At 47.8% G+C, this 17,682-nt stretch carries 17 protein-coding genes; 7 read left to right on the top strand and 10 right to left on the bottom strand.

Annotated features, from left to right (window positions below):
* Window positions 1-114 precede the first annotated feature (114 nt).
* The 5 genes from OXH00_26250 to OXH00_26270 all read left to right on the top strand — a co-directional run bounded on the left by OXH00_26250 (window position 115) and on the right by OXH00_26270 (window position 5,761).
* Window positions 115-975 (top strand): DnaJ domain-containing protein, encoded by an 861-nt coding sequence (locus OXH00_26250; protein ID MCY3744534.1) that lies wholly within the window; start codon window positions 115-117, stop codon window positions 973-975.
* 125 nt (window positions 976-1,100) lie between these two features.
* Window positions 1,101-1,988 (top strand): creatininase family protein, encoded by an 888-nt coding sequence (locus tag OXH00_26255; GenBank protein ID MCY3744535.1) that lies wholly within the window; start codon window positions 1,101-1,103, stop codon window positions 1,986-1,988.
* A gap of 13 nt (window positions 1,989-2,001) precedes the next feature.
* Entirely contained in the window at window positions 2,002-2,763 is a 762-nt protein-coding gene (locus OXH00_26260) for a phytanoyl-CoA dioxygenase family protein (GenBank protein ID MCY3744536.1), read from the top strand.
* A 293-nt stretch (window positions 2,764-3,056) separates the two neighbouring features.
* Entirely contained in the window at window positions 3,057-4,214 is a 1,158-nt protein-coding gene (solA, locus tag OXH00_26265) for an N-methyl-L-tryptophan oxidase (GenBank protein MCY3744537.1), read from the top strand.
* Between the two features lie 197 nt (window positions 4,215-4,411).
* Window positions 4,412-5,761: a hypothetical protein gene (locus OXH00_26270; protein MCY3744538.1), complete on the top strand. Its 1,350-nt coding sequence runs from the start codon at window positions 4,412-4,414 to the stop codon at window positions 5,759-5,761.
* 77 nt (window positions 5,762-5,838) lie between these two features.
* Here the strand turns inward: OXH00_26270 and OXH00_26275 are convergent, their stop codons facing one another.
* From OXH00_26275 to OXH00_26320, 10 genes are all read right to left on the bottom strand, one after another.
* Entirely contained in the window at window positions 5,839-6,177 is a 339-nt protein-coding gene (locus tag OXH00_26275; protein MCY3744539.1) for a P-II family nitrogen regulator, read from the bottom strand.
* Between the two features lie 243 nt (window positions 6,178-6,420).
* The gene (gene glnA, locus OXH00_26280) at window positions 6,421-7,836 is read right to left on the bottom strand and encodes a type I glutamate--ammonia ligase (GenBank protein MCY3744540.1); all 1,416 of its coding nucleotides are present in this window, start codon (window positions 7,834-7,836) and stop codon (window positions 6,421-6,423) included.
* A 481-nt stretch (window positions 7,837-8,317) separates the two neighbouring features.
* Window positions 8,318-8,902 carry a dCTP deaminase gene (dcd, locus tag OXH00_26285; protein ID MCY3744541.1) on the bottom strand — a complete coding sequence of 195 codons (585 nt, stop codon included), beginning with the start codon at window positions 8,900-8,902 and terminating at the stop codon, window positions 8,318-8,320.
* Between the two features lie 163 nt (window positions 8,903-9,065).
* The gene (locus tag OXH00_26290; GenBank protein MCY3744542.1) at window positions 9,066-10,400 is read right to left on the bottom strand and encodes a (Fe-S)-binding protein; all 1,335 of its coding nucleotides are present in this window, start codon (window positions 10,398-10,400) and stop codon (window positions 9,066-9,068) included.
* 30 nt (window positions 10,401-10,430) lie between these two features.
* Complete coding sequence (locus OXH00_26295) at window positions 10,431-10,763, bottom strand: hypothetical protein (protein ID MCY3744543.1); 333 nt, start codon at window positions 10,761-10,763, stop codon at window positions 10,431-10,433.
* 50 nt (window positions 10,764-10,813) lie between these two features.
* Window positions 10,814-11,647, bottom strand: a complete 834-nt coding sequence (gene larE / locus OXH00_26300; protein MCY3744544.1) for an ATP-dependent sacrificial sulfur transferase LarE — start codon at window positions 11,645-11,647, stop codon at window positions 10,814-10,816.
* A gap of 36 nt (window positions 11,648-11,683) precedes the next feature.
* Entirely contained in the window at window positions 11,684-12,283 is a 600-nt protein-coding gene (gene def, locus OXH00_26305) for a peptide deformylase (protein MCY3744545.1), read from the bottom strand.
* Between the two features lie 187 nt (window positions 12,284-12,470).
* Window positions 12,471-14,024: a hypothetical protein gene (locus OXH00_26310; protein ID MCY3744546.1), complete on the bottom strand. Its 1,554-nt coding sequence runs from the start codon at window positions 14,022-14,024 to the stop codon at window positions 12,471-12,473.
* A 28-nt stretch (window positions 14,025-14,052) separates the two neighbouring features.
* A complete protein-coding gene (locus OXH00_26315; protein ID MCY3744547.1) occupies window positions 14,053-15,636 on the bottom strand; it encodes a hypothetical protein in 1,584 nt (527 codons plus the stop codon).
* Window positions 15,637-15,650: 14 nt separating this feature from the next.
* Entirely contained in the window at window positions 15,651-16,733 is a 1,083-nt protein-coding gene (locus OXH00_26320) for a VWA domain-containing protein (GenBank protein ID MCY3744548.1), read from the bottom strand.
* Between the two features lie 193 nt (window positions 16,734-16,926).
* Between OXH00_26320 and OXH00_26325 the strand changes: the two genes are divergently transcribed.
* Together OXH00_26325 and OXH00_26330 are read left to right on the top strand one after the other, a co-directional pair.
* Complete coding sequence (locus tag OXH00_26325) at window positions 16,927-17,349, top strand: NUDIX hydrolase (GenBank protein MCY3744549.1); 423 nt, start codon at window positions 16,927-16,929, stop codon at window positions 17,347-17,349.
* Window positions 17,346-17,681 carry an L-rhamnose mutarotase gene (locus OXH00_26330; protein ID MCY3744550.1) on the top strand — a complete coding sequence of 112 codons (336 nt, stop codon included), beginning with the start codon at window positions 17,346-17,348 and terminating at the stop codon, window positions 17,679-17,681. Before OXH00_26325 ends, OXH00_26330 begins: the two co-directional genes overlap by 4 nt.
* Window position 17,682: the final 1 nt, after the last annotated feature.

A 17,682-nucleotide genomic window follows, 5' to 3' on the forward strand; every position in this document is an offset into this window, starting at 1 on the left:
TTGGCAAGCTCTTCAACTCATGAAAAAAGTACATTATGAAAACTGAATGGCTCTGGACAAATTCTGGAATGTATGGAATTATAATAGCATATCTATTAAGAATTCGTATCCATAATGCAAATTCCAGACTACTATCAAATCTTAGAGATCAAGCGGAACGCCACCGCCCACGAAATAAAGAGTGCCTATCGGAAACTCGCAAAACGCTACCATCCTGATAAAAATCCGGAGCAGACCGCTTTTGCAGAAAAGATGTTTCGCGAAGTCTGTAATGCCTATAACACGCTCCACGATGAGAAACAGAAATCTGATTACGACCGGACGCTACAGACGATTGAACGGCAGCAGAAATCAAACGGCGCGTATTTCGACAGACTGAGTAGACTTGACCAGAACTATGCCAAGTTAGAATTGCTGTTGCATGCGCTGCTCCATCAAAATTATGAAACCGGTGTTTCTATGTATGAGCAGCTACGCCATCACTCCCAAGAAATCGGGGAAGAGTGGTGTATTGACGAATTCCTCAGTTACGAAGAGAGCCGTGATTGCGAGTTTCTCATCGCCGAAGCCTATCAGAAACTTGGATTTTCCAATGGAGACGCGTCTTCCACCCTTGAGCGGCACCGAAAAATTGAGCAAGCAATGCTAATGTTTGAGTCTCTGTTGTCTGCTGAATCAAGACGTCCGTGTTTCAAGCACTTCATTCGAGAAGTTAAAGAACGCCTCAAATTCATTTATCTTTATCATTTTAGTGTTAAAGGTTACGAGGAAACGAGTCACATTCCGTTGACGAAAATTCGCGCCCTAAAACTTCCCAAACGAGAAACTGCATGGATGTACAAAAAAATAGCCGAATTTTATGTTGAGATCGACCAATTTCCAGAAGCGCGAACTGTTCTGAAAATGGCATTTGAACTGCAACCCCGCCTTACCGGTGCCAAAAAAATCTGTAAAACCTTGAATATGGTATATTAGTCATCAGTTGTCAGTTGCCAGTAAGAGATGATTTTCAAACGAAAGCCATCATCCTTTAACCGAAACCTTTTTAACTGATAACTGGAAACTATTGATAACTGACAACCACTCAAAAGGGAATCTGTATGCGAAAAGAGGTACGCTGGGAACGGATGTTCCCTGACGAATTAGAAGCCGCGTTCAACGAATGTCCCGCCGTCTATTTCACCTATGGACTCTGCGAACCGCATGGACCACAAAATACGGTCGGACTGGATGCGCTGAAAGCACACGCGATTGCTTGCCGTGCGGCACATACGCACGGTGGTATCGTCGCGCCGCCTGACTATTGGCACATCCACGAACACGGCATGTATGCGAATTGGGCACATCAGAATGTCGGCGAAGCACGGAGCTGGCTCACTGCCATGCCAACGTGGCAACACTTCAAAAATGTGTGTTATCACGCCCGCGCTGCTGATGCACTCGGATTCCACGCTGCTATCTTTCTCACCGGACACTACGGACCGAATTGGCAGGACCTCAAGACCCTTTTATCTTTAATCCAACCGTACTTCGCTATGCGACTTTATGGACTGCCTGACTTCGAGGCGAATACACCCGGGTTTGATCGTCAGGGTAACGGTGGCGATCACGCTGGCAGAGTTGAAACTTCGCTCCTCTGGGCATTGGAACCGGAATGCGTTGATATGTCGCGGATGCCTGCTGCGGATGCAGAAGGACCACACTTTGCGATGGGAGCAAACGCTCCTGACTCAGATCGGCGCATTGGAGAACGTATGGTGAACGATGAAGTCAAATGGCTTGGCGAAAAGATGAAAGCGTTGCTGGCTGATTACGCAGAACTGGATATTTCTGAACGCTGCCCTGTAACCTTTCAGGAAGTCGAACAGATATGGACAGAGACAGTATCACCTGCCTTGAAGACCTTTGAGACGATGAAAAATCCGAATGAATCACCACCGGAAGATTCACAATGGTTTCGACAGTGCGAACTTCCGAAACTCCCTTAAAAGAGGATATCTCATGGAAACGACAAACGGACAACTCCTCGAAAACTACCAAAAAGACGGATTCTTGACCGGTATCCACATTGCCGACGAAACTGAAGCAACACGCTACCAGGGTGCTTACAATGCATTAGAAGCAGAAGTTGGCAAAGAAAAATGCGAAATCGGTCTCATTGACTGGCATTTCGACTATCAATTTATCTGGGAACTCGCCACACACCCGAAGATCGTAGATGTCATTGAGGCACTCATCGGTCCCGACGTGATGTTGTTAGCGACGCATTTTTTCTGTAAATACGGACCTCGTGAGAAGTTCGTCGCATGGCATCAAGATGTAACGTATTGGGGACTTGAACCCCCAGATGCGATTACCGCTTGGTACGCCATAGACGACAGCGACACAGGCAACGGCTGCATGCAGGTGATCCCCGGCAGCCATCAGCGTGGCATACAAGAACACGGAAAATCTGAACAAGAAGGCAACCTACTGAGTATCAATCAGGAAGTACCTGTTACCGAAGCGGAAGCAGAAACCGCATTTGATTTGGTGTTGAAAGCGGGTGAAATGTCCATCCACCACGGGCAAATGATACACGGCAGTCTCCCGAATCACTCGACCCGCAGGCGATGCGGTTTAACCGTTCGCTACATAGACCCGTCAGTGAGGCAGGCAGAGGATAATTCATTGAAACGTCCTTGGAAACCGATTCTGCTGCGCGGTGAAGATCGCTACCAGAATTTCACGACTGTGCCAAATCCTTTTCCACTTCATGGGTAGTACACCCGTAGGTTGGGTAGAACGGTGTTAAGAGAGCAGATGTTGGTGTTTCAAACACACTTCAAATCCAATAGTCGGGATATGGACGCAAGAACATAGTGAAACCCAACTTCATACCGTCAGAGTTCCCAGCAGCTCACAACAAAGCGTTGGGTTTCACTCGATCTCTGGTTGATGGACGTGTATGAAGAAAACTCCGTTTTTCTATGACCTTCACGGCTTTGGTGGCATCCGTTCAACCTAACCTACGGAAATTTTACGGGTACCCAAAGCAAGAGTAAACAAGGAATAACATGAACGCTCACATCTACGATGTAATCGTCATCGGTGCTGGCGGGATGGGCAGCGCGACCGCATATCATCTCGCTAAATCGGGTGCCAATGTGCTCGTTTTAGAACAGTTTCAACGCGGACACACATTCGGTAGTTCGCATGGCCCAACCCGCATTATCCGTTTCTTCTATGATAAAGTTTTCTACACTGAATTGATGAAAACCGCCTACGCTGAATGGCGTGATCTTGAATCCGTATCGGGGAAACCGCTGCTGTTCATCACAGGGAGCGTGTGTCTCGGTGTCAGCGGGAATCCGTACGGACGCGCTGCGCGGCAGAGTTTAGATACCGCTGGCGTTGAATCCGAGTGGTGGAGTGCGGCGCAATTGAGGGAACGTTTTCCGCAATTCCGAGTGTCGAAGGATATGGACATCCTCTATCAGAAAGACACCGGTTTCCTTCATGCTTCCGAGTGTGTCGCTATGCACTTGCAATTGGCTGAACAGCACGGTGCAACAGTCCGAGAAGATACCACCGTAACCGACATTAATTGGCAGACAGATGTCCCAACCGTCCGTACCGAAAATGAACAATTTCACGGTAGAAAGGTCGTTGTAACCGCAGGTGCGTGGACAGGGAAACTCTTCTCAGAACTGAATCTTCCTTTCACCGTTACAAAACAGCAGGTGTGCTACTACCAACCGACAGACATGAACCGTTTCCAAGCAGACAGGTTTCCAGTCTTCACAGAAGCAACCGAAGACGGCGAATTCCTCTACGGCATCCCCGCATTTGGCTCTGGCGTAAAGATGGCACGTCACGGAAGGGGGCCAGTCGTTTCTCCGGATACATGCGAACGCACACCGGACACGGACTACATTGCCCATATAGATGCATACATACAGGAACGCATTCCGGAACTTGGAAAAACCACGCACGCCGAGGTCTGCCTCTATACTGAAACCCCCGATGAGGACTTTATTATCGACACACATCCCGACTGTCCAGATTTACTGATTGCGGCAGGTTTTTCAGGCCACGGCTTTAAGTTCTGTTCTCTTGTCGGACGCATTATGAGCGAACTTGCCTTGGACAGCGAAACCGTTTTCGACATTCACCCGTTTCGTATTGATCGGAAACCAGAAACCCCAAGTGGTATTCCAAGGTTACAGTCATGACGGAACGAAAAAAATAATTGTTGGTGCGGTTCCAGTTGGCTGAGATAAGTCTTAATTCCTCACAAGTTTCGCATTAAGGAGAGTAACCCAATCAAGAACACCAAAAACCAAGCCTGAAACGAAGTGGAGGGCGATTCAAACACGGAAAATGTTAAAGCCTCAGATTCCGTTGTTTATCCGCAAGGAAAGTTAAAAAAATGCAAACAACTCTTAAAGCAGGGAGCGCGACCGCGAATATCACACCGTCGCTCGGTACAAGGATACCCGGAGGTTTCCGACCGAGATACGCCGAAAATGTTGATGATGAACTCTTTGCAAAAGCCGTTGTCATCGATAACGGGGCAACGCGTATCGCAATCGTCACATGCGATCTCATCGCTATACCGGAGAAGGTAGCAAACGCAGCTAAAGCACGTATTGCTGACAGGTGTGGCATCCCGGCAGCGCACGTTATGGTGAACGCGACGCATACCCATACCGCCGTCGCTGTTGCCGATCTGCTCGGCGTTGATGAGGATACAGGTTACACCGAATGGGTGCCACTGAAAATCGCCGATGCGGTTGAACTCGCAGTGTGGCGACTCAAACCTGCCCGCATAGGATTCGCCAGTGTCAATGAAGAACGTATCACCTTTAATCGACGGTGGCACATGAAAGATGGTACCGTCCGTTTTAACCCTGGTGTCAATAACCCAGATCTTGTGGAACCTACCGGCACAATTGATCCAGAGTTAGCGATGATGTTCGTTGAAGCTGATGACGGCACGCCTATCTCCGCCGTCGCTAACTTTTCACTCCACTACATCGGTACGGATAACGGCAATGCCCTCTCCGCCGACTATTTTGGGCATTTCGACCGGCTCATGCAACACTATTTGGGGGATACATGCATCTCACTTCTCTGGAACGCCGCATCGGGACAGATTAACAATACCGACTTCAGTGGGCAGACGAAATGGACAGCGAGCGGACATCGACAAGCAGTGAAAATGGCGAACGTCCTTGCGGGGCATTTTATCACTGAAATGCAGTTTATGGAGATGCACGACACGCTCAACCTCAGTGGCAACCTTGCCACGCTGACATTTCAACCCAAACAGATTACCACTGGAGATCTTGAAGTTGCCGAGCAGGTGCTGTCCGTGCCGCAAGGAACTTACGATGCCTACGAGACAGGTCCATTTAGTTGGGTCGTTGGGCAGCCGATACCGCAGGCACTGGTTGATGTCTATGCGCGTGAATGCCAACGTCTGGCGAAGTTACCAGCGCAGATGAGCGCGCCTGTTCAGGTGATACGTCTCGGTGAAGCGGCGATTGTCGCACTGCCCGGAGAGGTATTCGTTGAGACGGGAATGAACATCAAATCGGTATCTAATGCGAATCCGACGTTCCTCGTCAGCCTGGCGAACGGGTATATCGGTTATATTTGCACAGACAAGGCGTTGACAGAGGAAGGTGGTTATGAAACTTGGGCGGCAATGTCATCCCTACCGGCTGTCGGAACAGTAGCAGCAATGGAAACGCTCGTGGCTTCGTTATTGGATTAGTGCGCAGCGGGAGTATGCCTTAAAAAATAAAGAGACGGGCATGGGGACCCGCCTCCAGGGGAAAATAGAATAGAGAGTTAAACAGCGGCAGGCCCTCTTTCACCTGTACGGATACGGATAGTTTCATCGATGGGCAGCACGAAGATTTTGCCGTCCCCGATCTTGCCGGTGGAGGCAGCCTGTTGCACGGCTTCGACGACTTTGTCAACATTTTCTTCCGCGACAACGATTTCGATTTTTAATTTCGGGACAAATTCGATCGTGTATTCGCTACCGCGGTACAATTCGGTATGCCCACGGCTGCGCCCGAATCCACGAACTTCGCTGACTGTCATGCCCCGAACACCCACACTGCTGAGTGCCTCTTTTACCTCCTCCAACTTGAAGGGGCGGATAATACATTCTAGCTTTTTCATGCGGTTCTCCTTGGGAAAAATGAACAGTTGTCAGTTATCAGAGGAATAGTTGTCAGTTGTCAGTTGTCAGTTACAAGAGACCTCTTAACTGAAAACTGATAACCGATAACTGATAACTATTAAAACCGATAACCACTTCTTAATCAGGGCTTACAATCTTTGCCCTCAAGGTTATAATACAAGTAGGATGGGCGGATACGCGATCCGCCCTATAGAGCGTTCTCAAAACCTCGTTCACACGATCTAAATATCGTGATAGAGGAAGAATTCATACGGATGGGGCCGCATGTTTATTGCATCGACCTCATTTTCACGTTTATAATCAATCCAAACATCCAAAACATCTTGGGTGAACACGTCGCCCTTGAGGAGATATTCGTGGTCTTCCTCTAAGGCATCCAAGGAATCGCCGAGGGAGACTGGCGTGGACTCAATGTCTGCCAACTCTTCCGGCTCGAGGTCATAAAGGTCTTTATCAAGCGGATCACCCGGATGGATGCGGTTCTGTATACCGTCAAGCCCTGCCATGAGCAGTGCGCTGAAAGCGAGGTAAGGATTACAAGATGGATCCGGTGTCCGGAACTCAACCCGTTTCGCCTTCTCACTCTTTGAGTAGACAGGAATACGGACACATGCGCTACGGTTCCGTTGCGAGTAAGCGATGTTCACAGGTGCTTCATACCCTGGGACCAACCGTTTGTAAGAGTTCGTTGTTGGCGCGATGATTGCACAGAGCGAGCGGGCATGCGTCAGCAAGCCACCGATGTAATAGAGAGCGTCTTCACTGAGAAGCGAATATCCCTGTGGATCGTAGAAGATATTCTTTCCATCTTTCCAGAGACTCTGGTGGACGTGCATCCCGGAACCGTTGTCTTGGAAAAGCGGTTTCGGCATAAAGGTGGCGACCAAATTGTTCGCACGCGCCATATTTTTGATGATGTACTTATATAGGGCAAGCTTATCGCCTGTGTCCGTGAGGGTACCAAAGCGAATATCAATCTCACCTTGACCTGCGGTTCCCACTTCGTGGTGGTGAACTTCTACATCAACGCCAGCTTCCATGAGCTTAAGGCAGATCTCCGAACGGAGGTCTTGAAGCGTATCTGAAGGCGGCACTGGGAAGTAACCCTCTTTATAGCGCGGTTTATAACCGAGGTTCGGATTCTCTTCGCGGCCCGAATTCCAACTGCCTTCAACGGAATCAACATGATAGAAACCAGAATTCTGGTTCTGTCCATAGCGGATATCATTCAGGAGATAGAATTCTGCTTCAGGTCCCCAGAAACTCGTATCAGCAATCCCTGTGGACTGTAGATAGGCTTCCGCCTTCTGTGCGATATGCCGTACGTCGCGTGTGTAATTTTCCAATGTGATTGGGTCTTTAATGTTACACGTGATACTGAGCGTCGGCACCTTGCAGACTGGATCAATCAGCGCAGTTGTTGGATCCGGAAAGAGCAACATGTCGCTCTCGTTAATCGCCTGGAAACCACGGATACTCGAACCATCAAAACCTGCTCCTTCTTCAAACAGGTCTTCGGTCAACTCCTCTGCCATCATGGAAAAGTGTTGCCACATGCCCGGCAGATCCATGAATTTGAGATCGACGATCTTTATATCATTCTCTTTTGCAAGTGCAACCACCTCACTTGGTGTCATTCACATATCCTCCTATTTCGGCATAACTTGGGAGCCGAAATTTGCTATCAAAACTCAAAACTCCTCGATCCAGAGACCGAGACTACAATCTGATGAAACGGCACAGGAAAACGAGGCATAAAAGTCCAGAGGCTTCCCTGAAATCCCGCTTCAATAACTCAGAAAAATGTCCTTGATTCGTCAATTGAATGCGCAACTCATACCATTTGACGAGTGTCTTACCGAATAGGTAAGCAAAATTTATGCCAATCAACAGTGATTAAACATAGGACAGCATTAATTGACGAAAATAGACAAATTTTCGTGTAAACCTACGAATTACAGCGACCTAAGACGGAAAGGTGGCGTGAAATGGTCTGCTGTTACGATGTTTTGTCACGCCGTATATCAAAAATTCCGAAATCTTGCTAAATTATTAGGCATAGCATTGCACATTTTTTGCGCATAGCCCCCTACATCCATCAAAACCGCGACTTTGGAGCTATTCCTCCGAGAATTCAATATCTCTGGCGAATCGGCTCGTTTCAGGACCGTCCTGCCCGGCATATTTGTTCGCCGGTTTGAGTTGATACGGTACACGTGCAGGTGAAGAAAGCCGCGCAAAGGTAAACGCACAGATCCGCATACCTGGGTATAATTTGACCGGCATACGCCCAAGATTTCCTAACTCCAAAGTGGGAATACCAATCCAGCCTGGGTCAAAGAGACCGGCAGTACTATGGACAATAATGCCGAGCCTCCCCAAACTACTTCTGCCTTCAAGCCGTGCCATCACATCATCTGCCAACTCAAGTTTCTCCTGCGTTGCTGCCAAGACAAACTCACCCGGTTGCATTGTGAAAGCATCACCATCAGGAACATCAACCTTCCGCATCAAATCGTCGGTATCAATCTCTGTGCCGAGATCAATATACGGGTACTTGCTATGTTCAAACACACGGAAAGTATTGCTCAATCTGAAATCAATGGAACAACTACCGAGTTGTGTTTCCAAATCAGGCGCGGGGGAGATTTTAATCTTCCCTTTGTCCATATAATCAATAATATCTTTATCTGATAAAAACATTCTTTTTAAATTACTTTGCAGTTCGGTCAGATGAATTTGAAGCGTCTCTTCCGTATATCCGCCCGCGCCTGCTTCGCAGTGAGAATGCAGGCTACGTTTTCGCGGCTAATTTTAACACAAAACAACTTATATTGACGTTCTCTCACATAGAACACTTCTTTCACTACTGCTCAGGCAAAAAATCCTCCGGGGCGATACCACGATAGGCATAGTCTAAGAGATTCACAGGATGCATCGCCTTCATAGACAATCCATGTTTCTGAATACCGAGTTGAATCTGGAGCAAGCAGCCTGGGTTCCCCGTTGCAACGATATCCGCATCGGTTTCAGCGATGTGCGCCATCTTACGTTCCAAAATCTCTTGCGAAAGTTCCGGTTGTGTGATGTTATAGATCCCTGCACTTCCACAGCACCATTCGGATTCGGTTAACTCAATTAACTCAAGCCCCGGTATCGACGCAAGGACTTTACGAGGCTGGACCTTCACACTTTGTCCGTGAAGGAGATGACACGGTTCATCATAAGTAACACGCTTTTCGATTTTTCCTGTCGGTGGTATCATCTCAATTTCGGCTAAGAATTCACTGATGTCACGCATTTTATGACTGAAACGTTCCGCTTTCGCCGCGTAGGCGGTATCGTTTTCTAAGAGTGCGTCATATTCTTTAAGGGTTGCCCCACAACCGGCAGAGTTAATAATAATCGCGTCTAAATTCTCCTCTTCAAATGCATCAATGTTCTGTTTAGCGAGAGCTGAAGCGACATCTCGCACGCCGTTATGAAGGTGTAGCGCGCCACAACAGGTCTGCTCTCGTGGCGTAACGACCTCGCAACCGTTCTGTGCTAAGACCCGAATAGTTGCGAGATTCGTCTCCGTGAAAACCTGATTCATAATACACCCCGGTATGAATCCGACACGATACCGGGTTTCACCTTCGGCGGGTGTAATGTCCCGTATTGTATATTTTAGGTGCGGCGGTGGGATCTTCGGCAGTAACGATTCCATTTGTCCGAGTTGTCCCATCAGTTTCAGGATACCTGTTTTCTGGACAAGCCATCGGATACCGAGCCGCTGATAGAGCCACATCAACTCAAAGATTAGGTCCAATCGTTCTTTATTGGGCAGAAGTTGTTTGAAGACGAGGTTCGTCCAGAAGCGATAAACCGCTGAGCGGGGGGCATTCTGTTCATAGATGGCACGCGCCTGTTCAAGAAGTTCGCCGAAATGGACCCCGGAAGGACAAGCGGTTTCGCATGCGCGACAATCTAAACACCGGTAGATGTATTCTGACCATTCTTCGCTGAGTGGAGTGGCATCCTCATCTTTGAAGGCACTCCCCATGAGGTATAGCCGACCTCGTGGTGAATCCGTTTCTAAACCTAATTCTCGATACGTTGGACAGGTGGGTAGACAAAGCCCGCAGTGCGTGCAGGCATCCCATTTCTTCCAACTGAAGGAATCTACGCCGATAAGTTGTTGTGTTTGTTGGTTGGACATGTTAAATTTTTTACGGTTTATGAGTTTTCTTTACAGCTTGGGCAGCACCCAAAAAACTCCAAGAAAGAAGATCAAAATCAAACAGATCATAACTAATGTTACGTAAACAGGATTTGCTTTGCCTGCAAAACTTTTCTTCAGGCTTTCGGTACCACTGTCCCGAATTTTTCCTGTTAGGACTGCTTTTTCGCTTTGTGTTAACCCTTTCTTTCCAAAGAGGGGTTCAGTCGAAATCAGAGGTTGCTTACGCTGCCGCCGCCATCTTGGTAGAACAAGACCAAGAAGTAAAATAGAACCCACAAAACTCATTATATGGACCGGATATGCCACTATAACCGCTATAACACCTTTCAGGTCGTACATTTCTGTGCCTCCGATGTTTTAGTTAGTCCACTGCTTGCAGGTTTCTGATATTACGAAGTCGTGACTCCCTCGTTGAGGCTTCCAGAACGATACCCCTGCAAGTCAAGCGTGATATGAGAATATCCGAGTGTTTTAAAGTGTGTACTGATGTCGTGGCGTACGGTTTTTGAAAGCAATCTCGAAATTTCCTGCGCCTCCAACTCAATTCGGGCGAGGTCACCGTGGTGTCGGACACGGAATTGTCGAATCCCCAAATCGTAGAGAAATTGCTCGGCGGCATCTACCTGTCGTAGCAACTCACGAGTGATACGCATGCCGTAAGGAAACCGAGATGAGAGGCAGGCAAACGCCGGTTTATCCCATGTCGGGAGCTCCCACGCCTTTGAAATCTCGCGAATCTCTGCTTTCGCCAAGTTGACATCAATCAATGGGGCTTGGATACCCATCCTCTTTGCGGCATCCATTCCGGGGCGATGGTCGCCGACATCGTCTGGGATCGCGCCGTAGACGATCGTTCCGACATCATATTTTTCAGCGATGGGACGCAGCTTATCGAACAACTCCGTCTTACAGAAAAAGCAGCGATTGGTCGGGTTGCTTGCGTACCCCTCAAGGTCTAATTCTTGCGTGTGAACGGTCTCGAAGCGGATCCCGATCTGTTTGGCAATATCTTGCGCGGCTCTCATTTCCCGGATCGGATACGAGTCAGAAATGGCGGTCACAGCGAGTGCATTATCCGCTAAGGCATGCTGTGCTGCCTCCGCGAGAAATGTACTATCAACGCCACCAGAGAAAGCGACGATAACCTTTTCATAACCACGCAGACATGCATAAAGTCGGTCAAGTTTCGCCTGTAGGGTAGGTTCAAGTTTCTGTTTTAACATAAATTTACCTCCGCAGACAGTGCGCAGGTTTTAGCATTAAGTGGGGCGTTCAGCTTGTTGTATTCTCAGCAATTCGTCTTTCAGCAATTGCCGTTTTAATCCACTAATCCGGTCAATAAAAAGCACACCGTTAAGATGATCAACTTCGTGTTGCAGCACACGCGCCAACAAGCCATTGGCTTCAATGCGAACTGCTTTGCTCTGGACATCAATTCCCTCAATGACAATCTTCTCGGGACGTTTCACCTCCGCCGTCACATCAGGAATACTGAGACATCCTTCGTCAGCGACGATTTCTCCCTCAGAACTCAGAATTTCCGGGTTAAATAGCACTAAAGGCTCGTATGCCTCATCGTCTTCTTCACCTATGTCAACAATGATAAGCCTTCTCAAAACGCCGACTTGTGTTGCCGCAAGTCCGATACCGTTGCCTGTCGCGTATAACGTCTCTAACATCTGTACAGCGAGTTGGCGTTCTGCCTCTGCGATCTCGGGGACCGGTTCGGCTCTTTTGCGGAGGACCGGGTCACCATAATAACGCAGCTGCAAAGGTGTTGTTTCGCGCAGCACAATATCATCTTCGTTGCTCACGTCCGAGGTAGGTATGTTCTTGGGCTTTCTTTTCCGTTTTGGCATGTATCAGGAACTTCTCCGATTTCTAAGAAAATAACCTTTAATAGGTTAACACTTATTGCAAATTCTGTCAAGAAAAAGTTTTGCGCGTAGAGGCATTCAGTTGTCAGTTCCATCAGCGGTCAGTAATCAGCGGTCAGCAAAGCACCGAGTATTATGACTCGGCAAGTGTGCACGCCAAGCATTAGTATCAAGGAGATGGCATTAAATAGAGATAGAAACCTTCGTCTCTAACGGTTGAACCGGTAAATTTAACTAAGAACGTGAGATTGTGCTGTTCACGCCGTTTAGCACTTAAAGAGCGATTCAAAATAATTAGCACGTCCTGAGTATTCTGACGACTCAACTTCAGTGCTTCTTCAACGATAAGTTTACTGGGCGCACTGTGGGAGCGCGCTTTGTCCCATCTGACAAAAGAGCCAAGTCGACTCCCGCGTGGATAGTAGACCTGCCGTTTCGGTAGATAGCCGACAACAGTGCTCGCAGCGGAATCCTTGTCAGCAACTATCGGATGGTCCTGCATGCCTTGCGACTTGATATATTCGGCTGTGAGTTTGCCGTACGAGAAAATATGGCGGTGCTCCATTCTGACGGCTGTAATACCACCAAGCGCATGGCAGATAAGCAGCACCGTCACAAACACCGTCCCTGCCTTATTGAAAACCCGATCTATCAGAGAATCCGTATCCTGTTGCTCAGCCTTACCGAGATTGACCGCAGAACTGTTTCGGTAAATCCAACAGCACATCAGAAACGTAAGGAACAGAAAACCGTGATGTCGGATACTGCCGTGATACTTGACATAGAAAAACGTCAAAAGCCCAAATGTCGAGATGAGATAGGTAAGCAACGCAGTCGGTCGTTTAAAAAATAATAGCATACTGAAGAGCATCAGGAAATAGCAAAGCAGCACTTGAATTGCTTGGAAAAAGGGATCGGTTATTAATATGTTTGAACCCCAAAAACTGCGTGTGGGTATGGTAACTGGGAAATACGCACCGGAAATCAATTTGACAATATTATTCACACGTTTCACTTCAAAGTTAAAATTCCACGCAACGGCGAAACCTGTATCCGAGGGCGGATTGAGTTGTAAAACCGCTGTAATAATGCCGACACCGATCAGTGCGAACCCGATCCAGATGGGTCTTTTATTCTCTATAGCCTCAATCTCTTGGTTAAGAGGTTGAAAGAATCGACCGCCAAAGAAGTATTCGCAACAGAGGGCGATGCCTATCGCTATGGCAACGATCAACGCATGGACACTTGTATGCGCAAGCAGAAATAGCACACAACCCACCGAAATAAAGCGTTTGTAACGTTCCCTGAAAAGCACACAAAAGACGGTTATCAGCAGCAGCCCAAGGGCGTAGTTTCGGGCGACAATCGCGTATTCATAGATGACAAAATATCCGAAACAGAAGAGAAGTTTCTGGAACCAGTTGAAAGGCGCGTAGCGAACGAAAAGGTAGACGGTAACACCCGTAATCAGGAGATGGAACATCTGCATAATAACAGGTGAGTGTGTTATACGACTCAGCGGCATGAGGCAGAGATGCCATAAACCGGGATGGCCTTCATATTTGAGATTCGCGAAGAGATTAAAGATTGAAGTGCTGTCTCGTGCCAGAAGCCACGCCTGAATCTCATCGCGCCACATCTCATGGTGGCTTGCAGTAAACGCACCAACTGTGAGAAAAAGGAATGTTAAAACAAGAGCGTAGCGTTTATCCTTTCTGTCCATCGTTTACATCGCAACCTTATGAACTGTGTCACGGTGGAGGCATTAGATAGAGATAGAAACCCTCATCACCAACAACTGAACCGGTAAATTTGGCTACGGAAGTAAGATTATGCTGCTGACCCAGTTCATCACCCAAAGCGCGGTTCAAGATGATTAGCACCTGTTTATTTCTCTCGGCACCCAATGTTTTCGCTGCTTCAATAACGAGGGCATTGGAAGCATCGTGCGTGCGTGCCTTATCCCATCTGATAAAAGAACCGAGTCGGCTGCCGCGTGGATAGTAAACTTGCCGAGGTTTTTCTAAGTACCCGACAACTGTACTGGCAGCATAATCAATTTCGCCAACCATCGGGAGGTCTTGCATACCTTGCGACCTGATATATTCGGCTGTCAGTTTGCCATAAGAGAAAACATGGCGGTACTCCATCCTGACGGCTATAATACCACCGATCGCATGACAGATCAGGAGCAATGTTACAAGCACCGTCCCTACTATACTTAAAACCCGATCTATTGCTGAACCTGTCTCCTGCTGCTCAGCCTTACCAAGATTGATCGCCGGACAGTCTCGGTAAATCCAACAGCACATCAGAAATGCGAGGAACAGAAAGCCGTGATGCCGGATGCTGCCGTGATACTTGACATAGAAAAACGCCAAAAGCCCAAATGTTGAGATGAGATAGGTAAGCAACGCAATCGGTCGTTTGAAAAATAACAGCACGCTGAAGAGCATCAGGAAATAGCAAAGCAGCACTTGAATTGCTTGGAAGAAGGGGTAAGTTGTTAATATGTTTGAACCCCAAAAACCGAGTCCAGGTCTCGTAACTGGGAGATACGCCCGGGAAATTAGCTTGGCAATATCGTTCACACGTTTCACTTCAAAGTTAAAATTCCACGCAACGGCGAAACCTGTATCCGAGGGTGGATTGAGTTGCAAAACTGCTGTAATAATGCCGACACCGATCAGTGCGAACCCGATCCAGATGGATCTCTTATTCTCTATAGTTTCAATCTCTTCGTTGAGAGGTCTAAGAAACCGACCACCAAAGAGGTATTCGCAACAGAGGGCAATGCCTATCGCTATGACAACGATCAACGCATGGACACTCGTATGCGCAAGCAGAAATAGCACACAACCCACCGAGATAAAACGTTTGTAACGTGCCTTGAAAAGCACACAAAAGACGGTTATCAGCAGCAATCCAAGGGCGTAGTTTCGGGCGACAATCGCGTATTCATAGATGACAAAATATCCGAAACAGAAGAGAAGTTTCTGGAACCAGTTGAAAGGCGCGTAGCGAACGAAAAGGTAGACGGTAACACCCGTAATCAGGAGATGGAGCATCTGCATCATGACTGGGGAATGTGTGATTCGACTCAGCGGCATGAGGCAGAGGTGCCACAAGCCTGGATGCCCCTCATACTTCAGATTCGCGAAGAGATTAAAGATCGAGGTGCTGTCTCGCGCCAGAAGCCATGCCTGAATTTCATCGCGCCACATCTCGTGATGGCTCGCAGTAAACGCGCCGACTGCGAGAAAAAGGACCGTTAAACCGAGAGCGTAGTGTTTATCCTTTTTCCCCATCGTCTGTAGCCGCAATCTTTCGATCAAGACTCTCCATTGGGTTACTGGACCGTGAGACTTGAAATCGGCAGCCATAAACCACCGGTACTTTTCGCTATGAATTTCTGGAAGGGTTCATCACGACCGATAACATCTACTTTGATTCTGGAAGTCTTCATCTTCATCACCACATCCATAGAGGAATACGCGCCACTTACATACTCATCTGTGACAAAAATAAAGTGGACTTCAGCGGCGCGTCGGAATTTCACCTCATCAGCGGCGCGAATCAGAGCGTCCAACCCATTCTCATCGCCCCGGAATTTCAATTGCGACAAGACTTTTTTAACTTCAGAAATAGAGCGCGTCTGCGGAATTACCTCAAAGTCCAACCCGAGAAGACCGTACCCGGTACCGGCGCGAAAGGCAACGACCCCAATAGTGAAGTCCATCCCGGCATTATCAAAGAGACCCGTCATATTATTGAGATGTTCTCGTACAGCATCAATATCGTTTTTCATACTGCCACTACCATCAACAACAAAAACGATATCAACGAGATCAGTGCTACGGTTTGCGACGATATGTTTGCCAACCTTGGTCAGGGCTAAGTCCGGGAGCGTAAGTCCTTCAAGATTGGACTGAGGTTCACCGCCTGTTCCGTCTAAGAACCCGCGCCCAACACCTCCGAGCCTCCCATTCCCGGAGACGCGTGAACTTAATCCAGCACCAGTGCCACCGGTGCCTGATCCACCCACAGGTTTAGCCTGTAAGCCTGTCTCATAGGCACCTTCGTCTGAAGGGACGGGTGAGGAAAGTTCCGGTGTCTGCAATTCGACCGTCGCATCTGGATACGATACAAGTGTTGCCGATGTCTTAAGCGATGGGGGTTCAACCTTAACAGTCTTCATCTGCTGCACATTCTCCGCGGATGCCGAGGGTTGAAAGGAAAAACGGGGGAGTCTTCTGTCTATATGCAGGGACTTTCGTGAGTGGATCTTGAGGATCTCAATCTCAGTAACCGGCTTAGCATCCCAGTCAGTTCTGTGTCGATACAAGGTCCCAAGCAGAAGAAATAGGAAGATATGAAGCCCAAGAGAAATAATTAGAGCATTTGGGATATTCTTCTTAAAGAGAGTTTTCATTTCTACATGTTCCCCAACTCAATAATGCACTAACACATCACCTGTAAGTCCGTAGTGAGAATTATTATACCACTACGTCTATGTTCATTTCAAGTATAGAAAAAAAGTTGACGAAAATGTAAAAATCTGGTATCCTATAGAATTAGGATGGATGGAGGCTAATTTAAAAAATCGCTCCATTCAAACAAGCATAATGTTTTGTTATGATTATCCACGTCCCGCCGTTACTGTTGACATCGTTGTTTTCAGTGGCGATGCCTCGGATGTGCTATTGATCCAACGTAAGCATCCACCCTTTGAAGGGCACTGGGCACTACCGGGCGGTTTTATTGAGATGGAGGAATCTCTTGAGACCTCGGCACGTCGCGAGTTAGCAGAGGAAACAGGGGTTACCGATGTAACACTCACTGAGGTGGGTGCTTTCGGGGCAACGTTCCGCGATCCACGTGGACGGGTGATTACCATCGCCTACGCTACGGTCATTGAAAAGTCCACAGTAAACGTTAAAGCCGGTTCTGATGCATCAGCAGCCGCATGGTTTCCAAATACGGACCTACCGAAACTCGCGTTTGATCACGATGAAATCATCCGAAAAGCACTGGAAAAAGTAAAATGAAACACTACGGTCTAACATTGAACCTAAAAAACGATCCGTCCGTTATAGAAAAATACAAAGCATATCACCGAGATGCCTGGCCTGAGGTCCTCGCTGCGTTGAAATCTGTCGGTATCACAAAGATGAATATTTATCTGCTCGGGTGCCGTCTGTTTATGGCGATGGAGACTGTTGACACATTTGATATAGAGCGCGACTTTCCACGCTATCTTGAAGAAAATCCAAAGTGTAAAGCCTGGGATGAATTGATGCGCACTTTCCAAGAACCGGTGGCAGAAGCACAACCAGACGAATGGTGGGCACACATGGAACCCGTTTTTGAATTATACTAAA

Source organism: Candidatus Poribacteria bacterium (assembly GCA_026706025.1).
Classification (GTDB): domain Bacteria; phylum Poribacteria; class WGA-4E; order WGA-4E; family WGA-3G; genus WGA-3G.

Bases quoted from the DNA above. Each gene is read 5' to 3' on its own strand.
- OXH00_26255 (MCY3744535.1), top strand. From the start codon at position 1,101: ATGCGAAAAGAGGTACGCTGGGAACGGATGTTCCCTGACGAATTAGAA.
- solA (MCY3744537.1), top strand. From the start codon at position 3,057: ATGAACGCTCACATCTACGATGTAATCGTCATCGGTGCTGGCGGGATG.
- OXH00_26270 (MCY3744538.1), top strand. From the start codon at position 4,412: ATGCAAACAACTCTTAAAGCAGGGAGCGCGACCGCGAATATCACACCG.
- OXH00_26290 (MCY3744542.1), bottom strand. From the start codon at position 10,400: ATGTCCAACCAACAAACACAACAACTTATCGGCGTAGATTCCTTCAGT.
- glnA (MCY3744540.1), bottom strand. From the start codon at position 7,836: ATGACACCAAGTGAGGTGGTTGCACTTGCAAAAGAGAATGATATAAAG.
- OXH00_26325 (MCY3744549.1), top strand. From the start codon at position 16,927: ATGTTTTGTTATGATTATCCACGTCCCGCCGTTACTGTTGACATCGTT.
- larE (MCY3744544.1), bottom strand. From the start codon at position 11,647: ATGTTAAAACAGAAACTTGAACCTACCCTACAGGCGAAACTTGACCGA.
- dcd (MCY3744541.1), bottom strand. From the start codon at position 8,902: ATGTTTTTATCAGATAAAGATATTATTGATTATATGGACAAAGGGAAG.
- def (MCY3744545.1), bottom strand. From the start codon at position 12,283: ATGCCAAAACGGAAAAGAAAGCCCAAGAACATACCTACCTCGGACGTG.
- OXH00_26250 (MCY3744534.1), top strand. From the start codon at position 115: ATGCAAATTCCAGACTACTATCAAATCTTAGAGATCAAGCGGAACGCC.
- OXH00_26295 (MCY3744543.1), bottom strand. From the start codon at position 10,763: ATGTACGACCTGAAAGGTGTTATAGCGGTTATAGTGGCATATCCGGTC.
- OXH00_26310 (MCY3744546.1), bottom strand. From the start codon at position 14,024: ATGGACAGAAAGGATAAACGCTACGCTCTTGTTTTAACATTCCTTTTT.
- OXH00_26260 (MCY3744536.1), top strand. From the start codon at position 2,002: ATGGAAACGACAAACGGACAACTCCTCGAAAACTACCAAAAAGACGGA.
- OXH00_26275 (MCY3744539.1), bottom strand. From the start codon at position 6,177: ATGAAAAAGCTAGAATGTATTATCCGCCCCTTCAAGTTGGAGGAGGTA.
- OXH00_26330 (MCY3744550.1), top strand. From the start codon at position 17,346: ATGAAACACTACGGTCTAACATTGAACCTAAAAAACGATCCGTCCGTT.
- OXH00_26320 (MCY3744548.1), bottom strand. From the start codon at position 16,733: ATGAAAACTCTCTTTAAGAAGAATATCCCAAATGCTCTAATTATTTCT.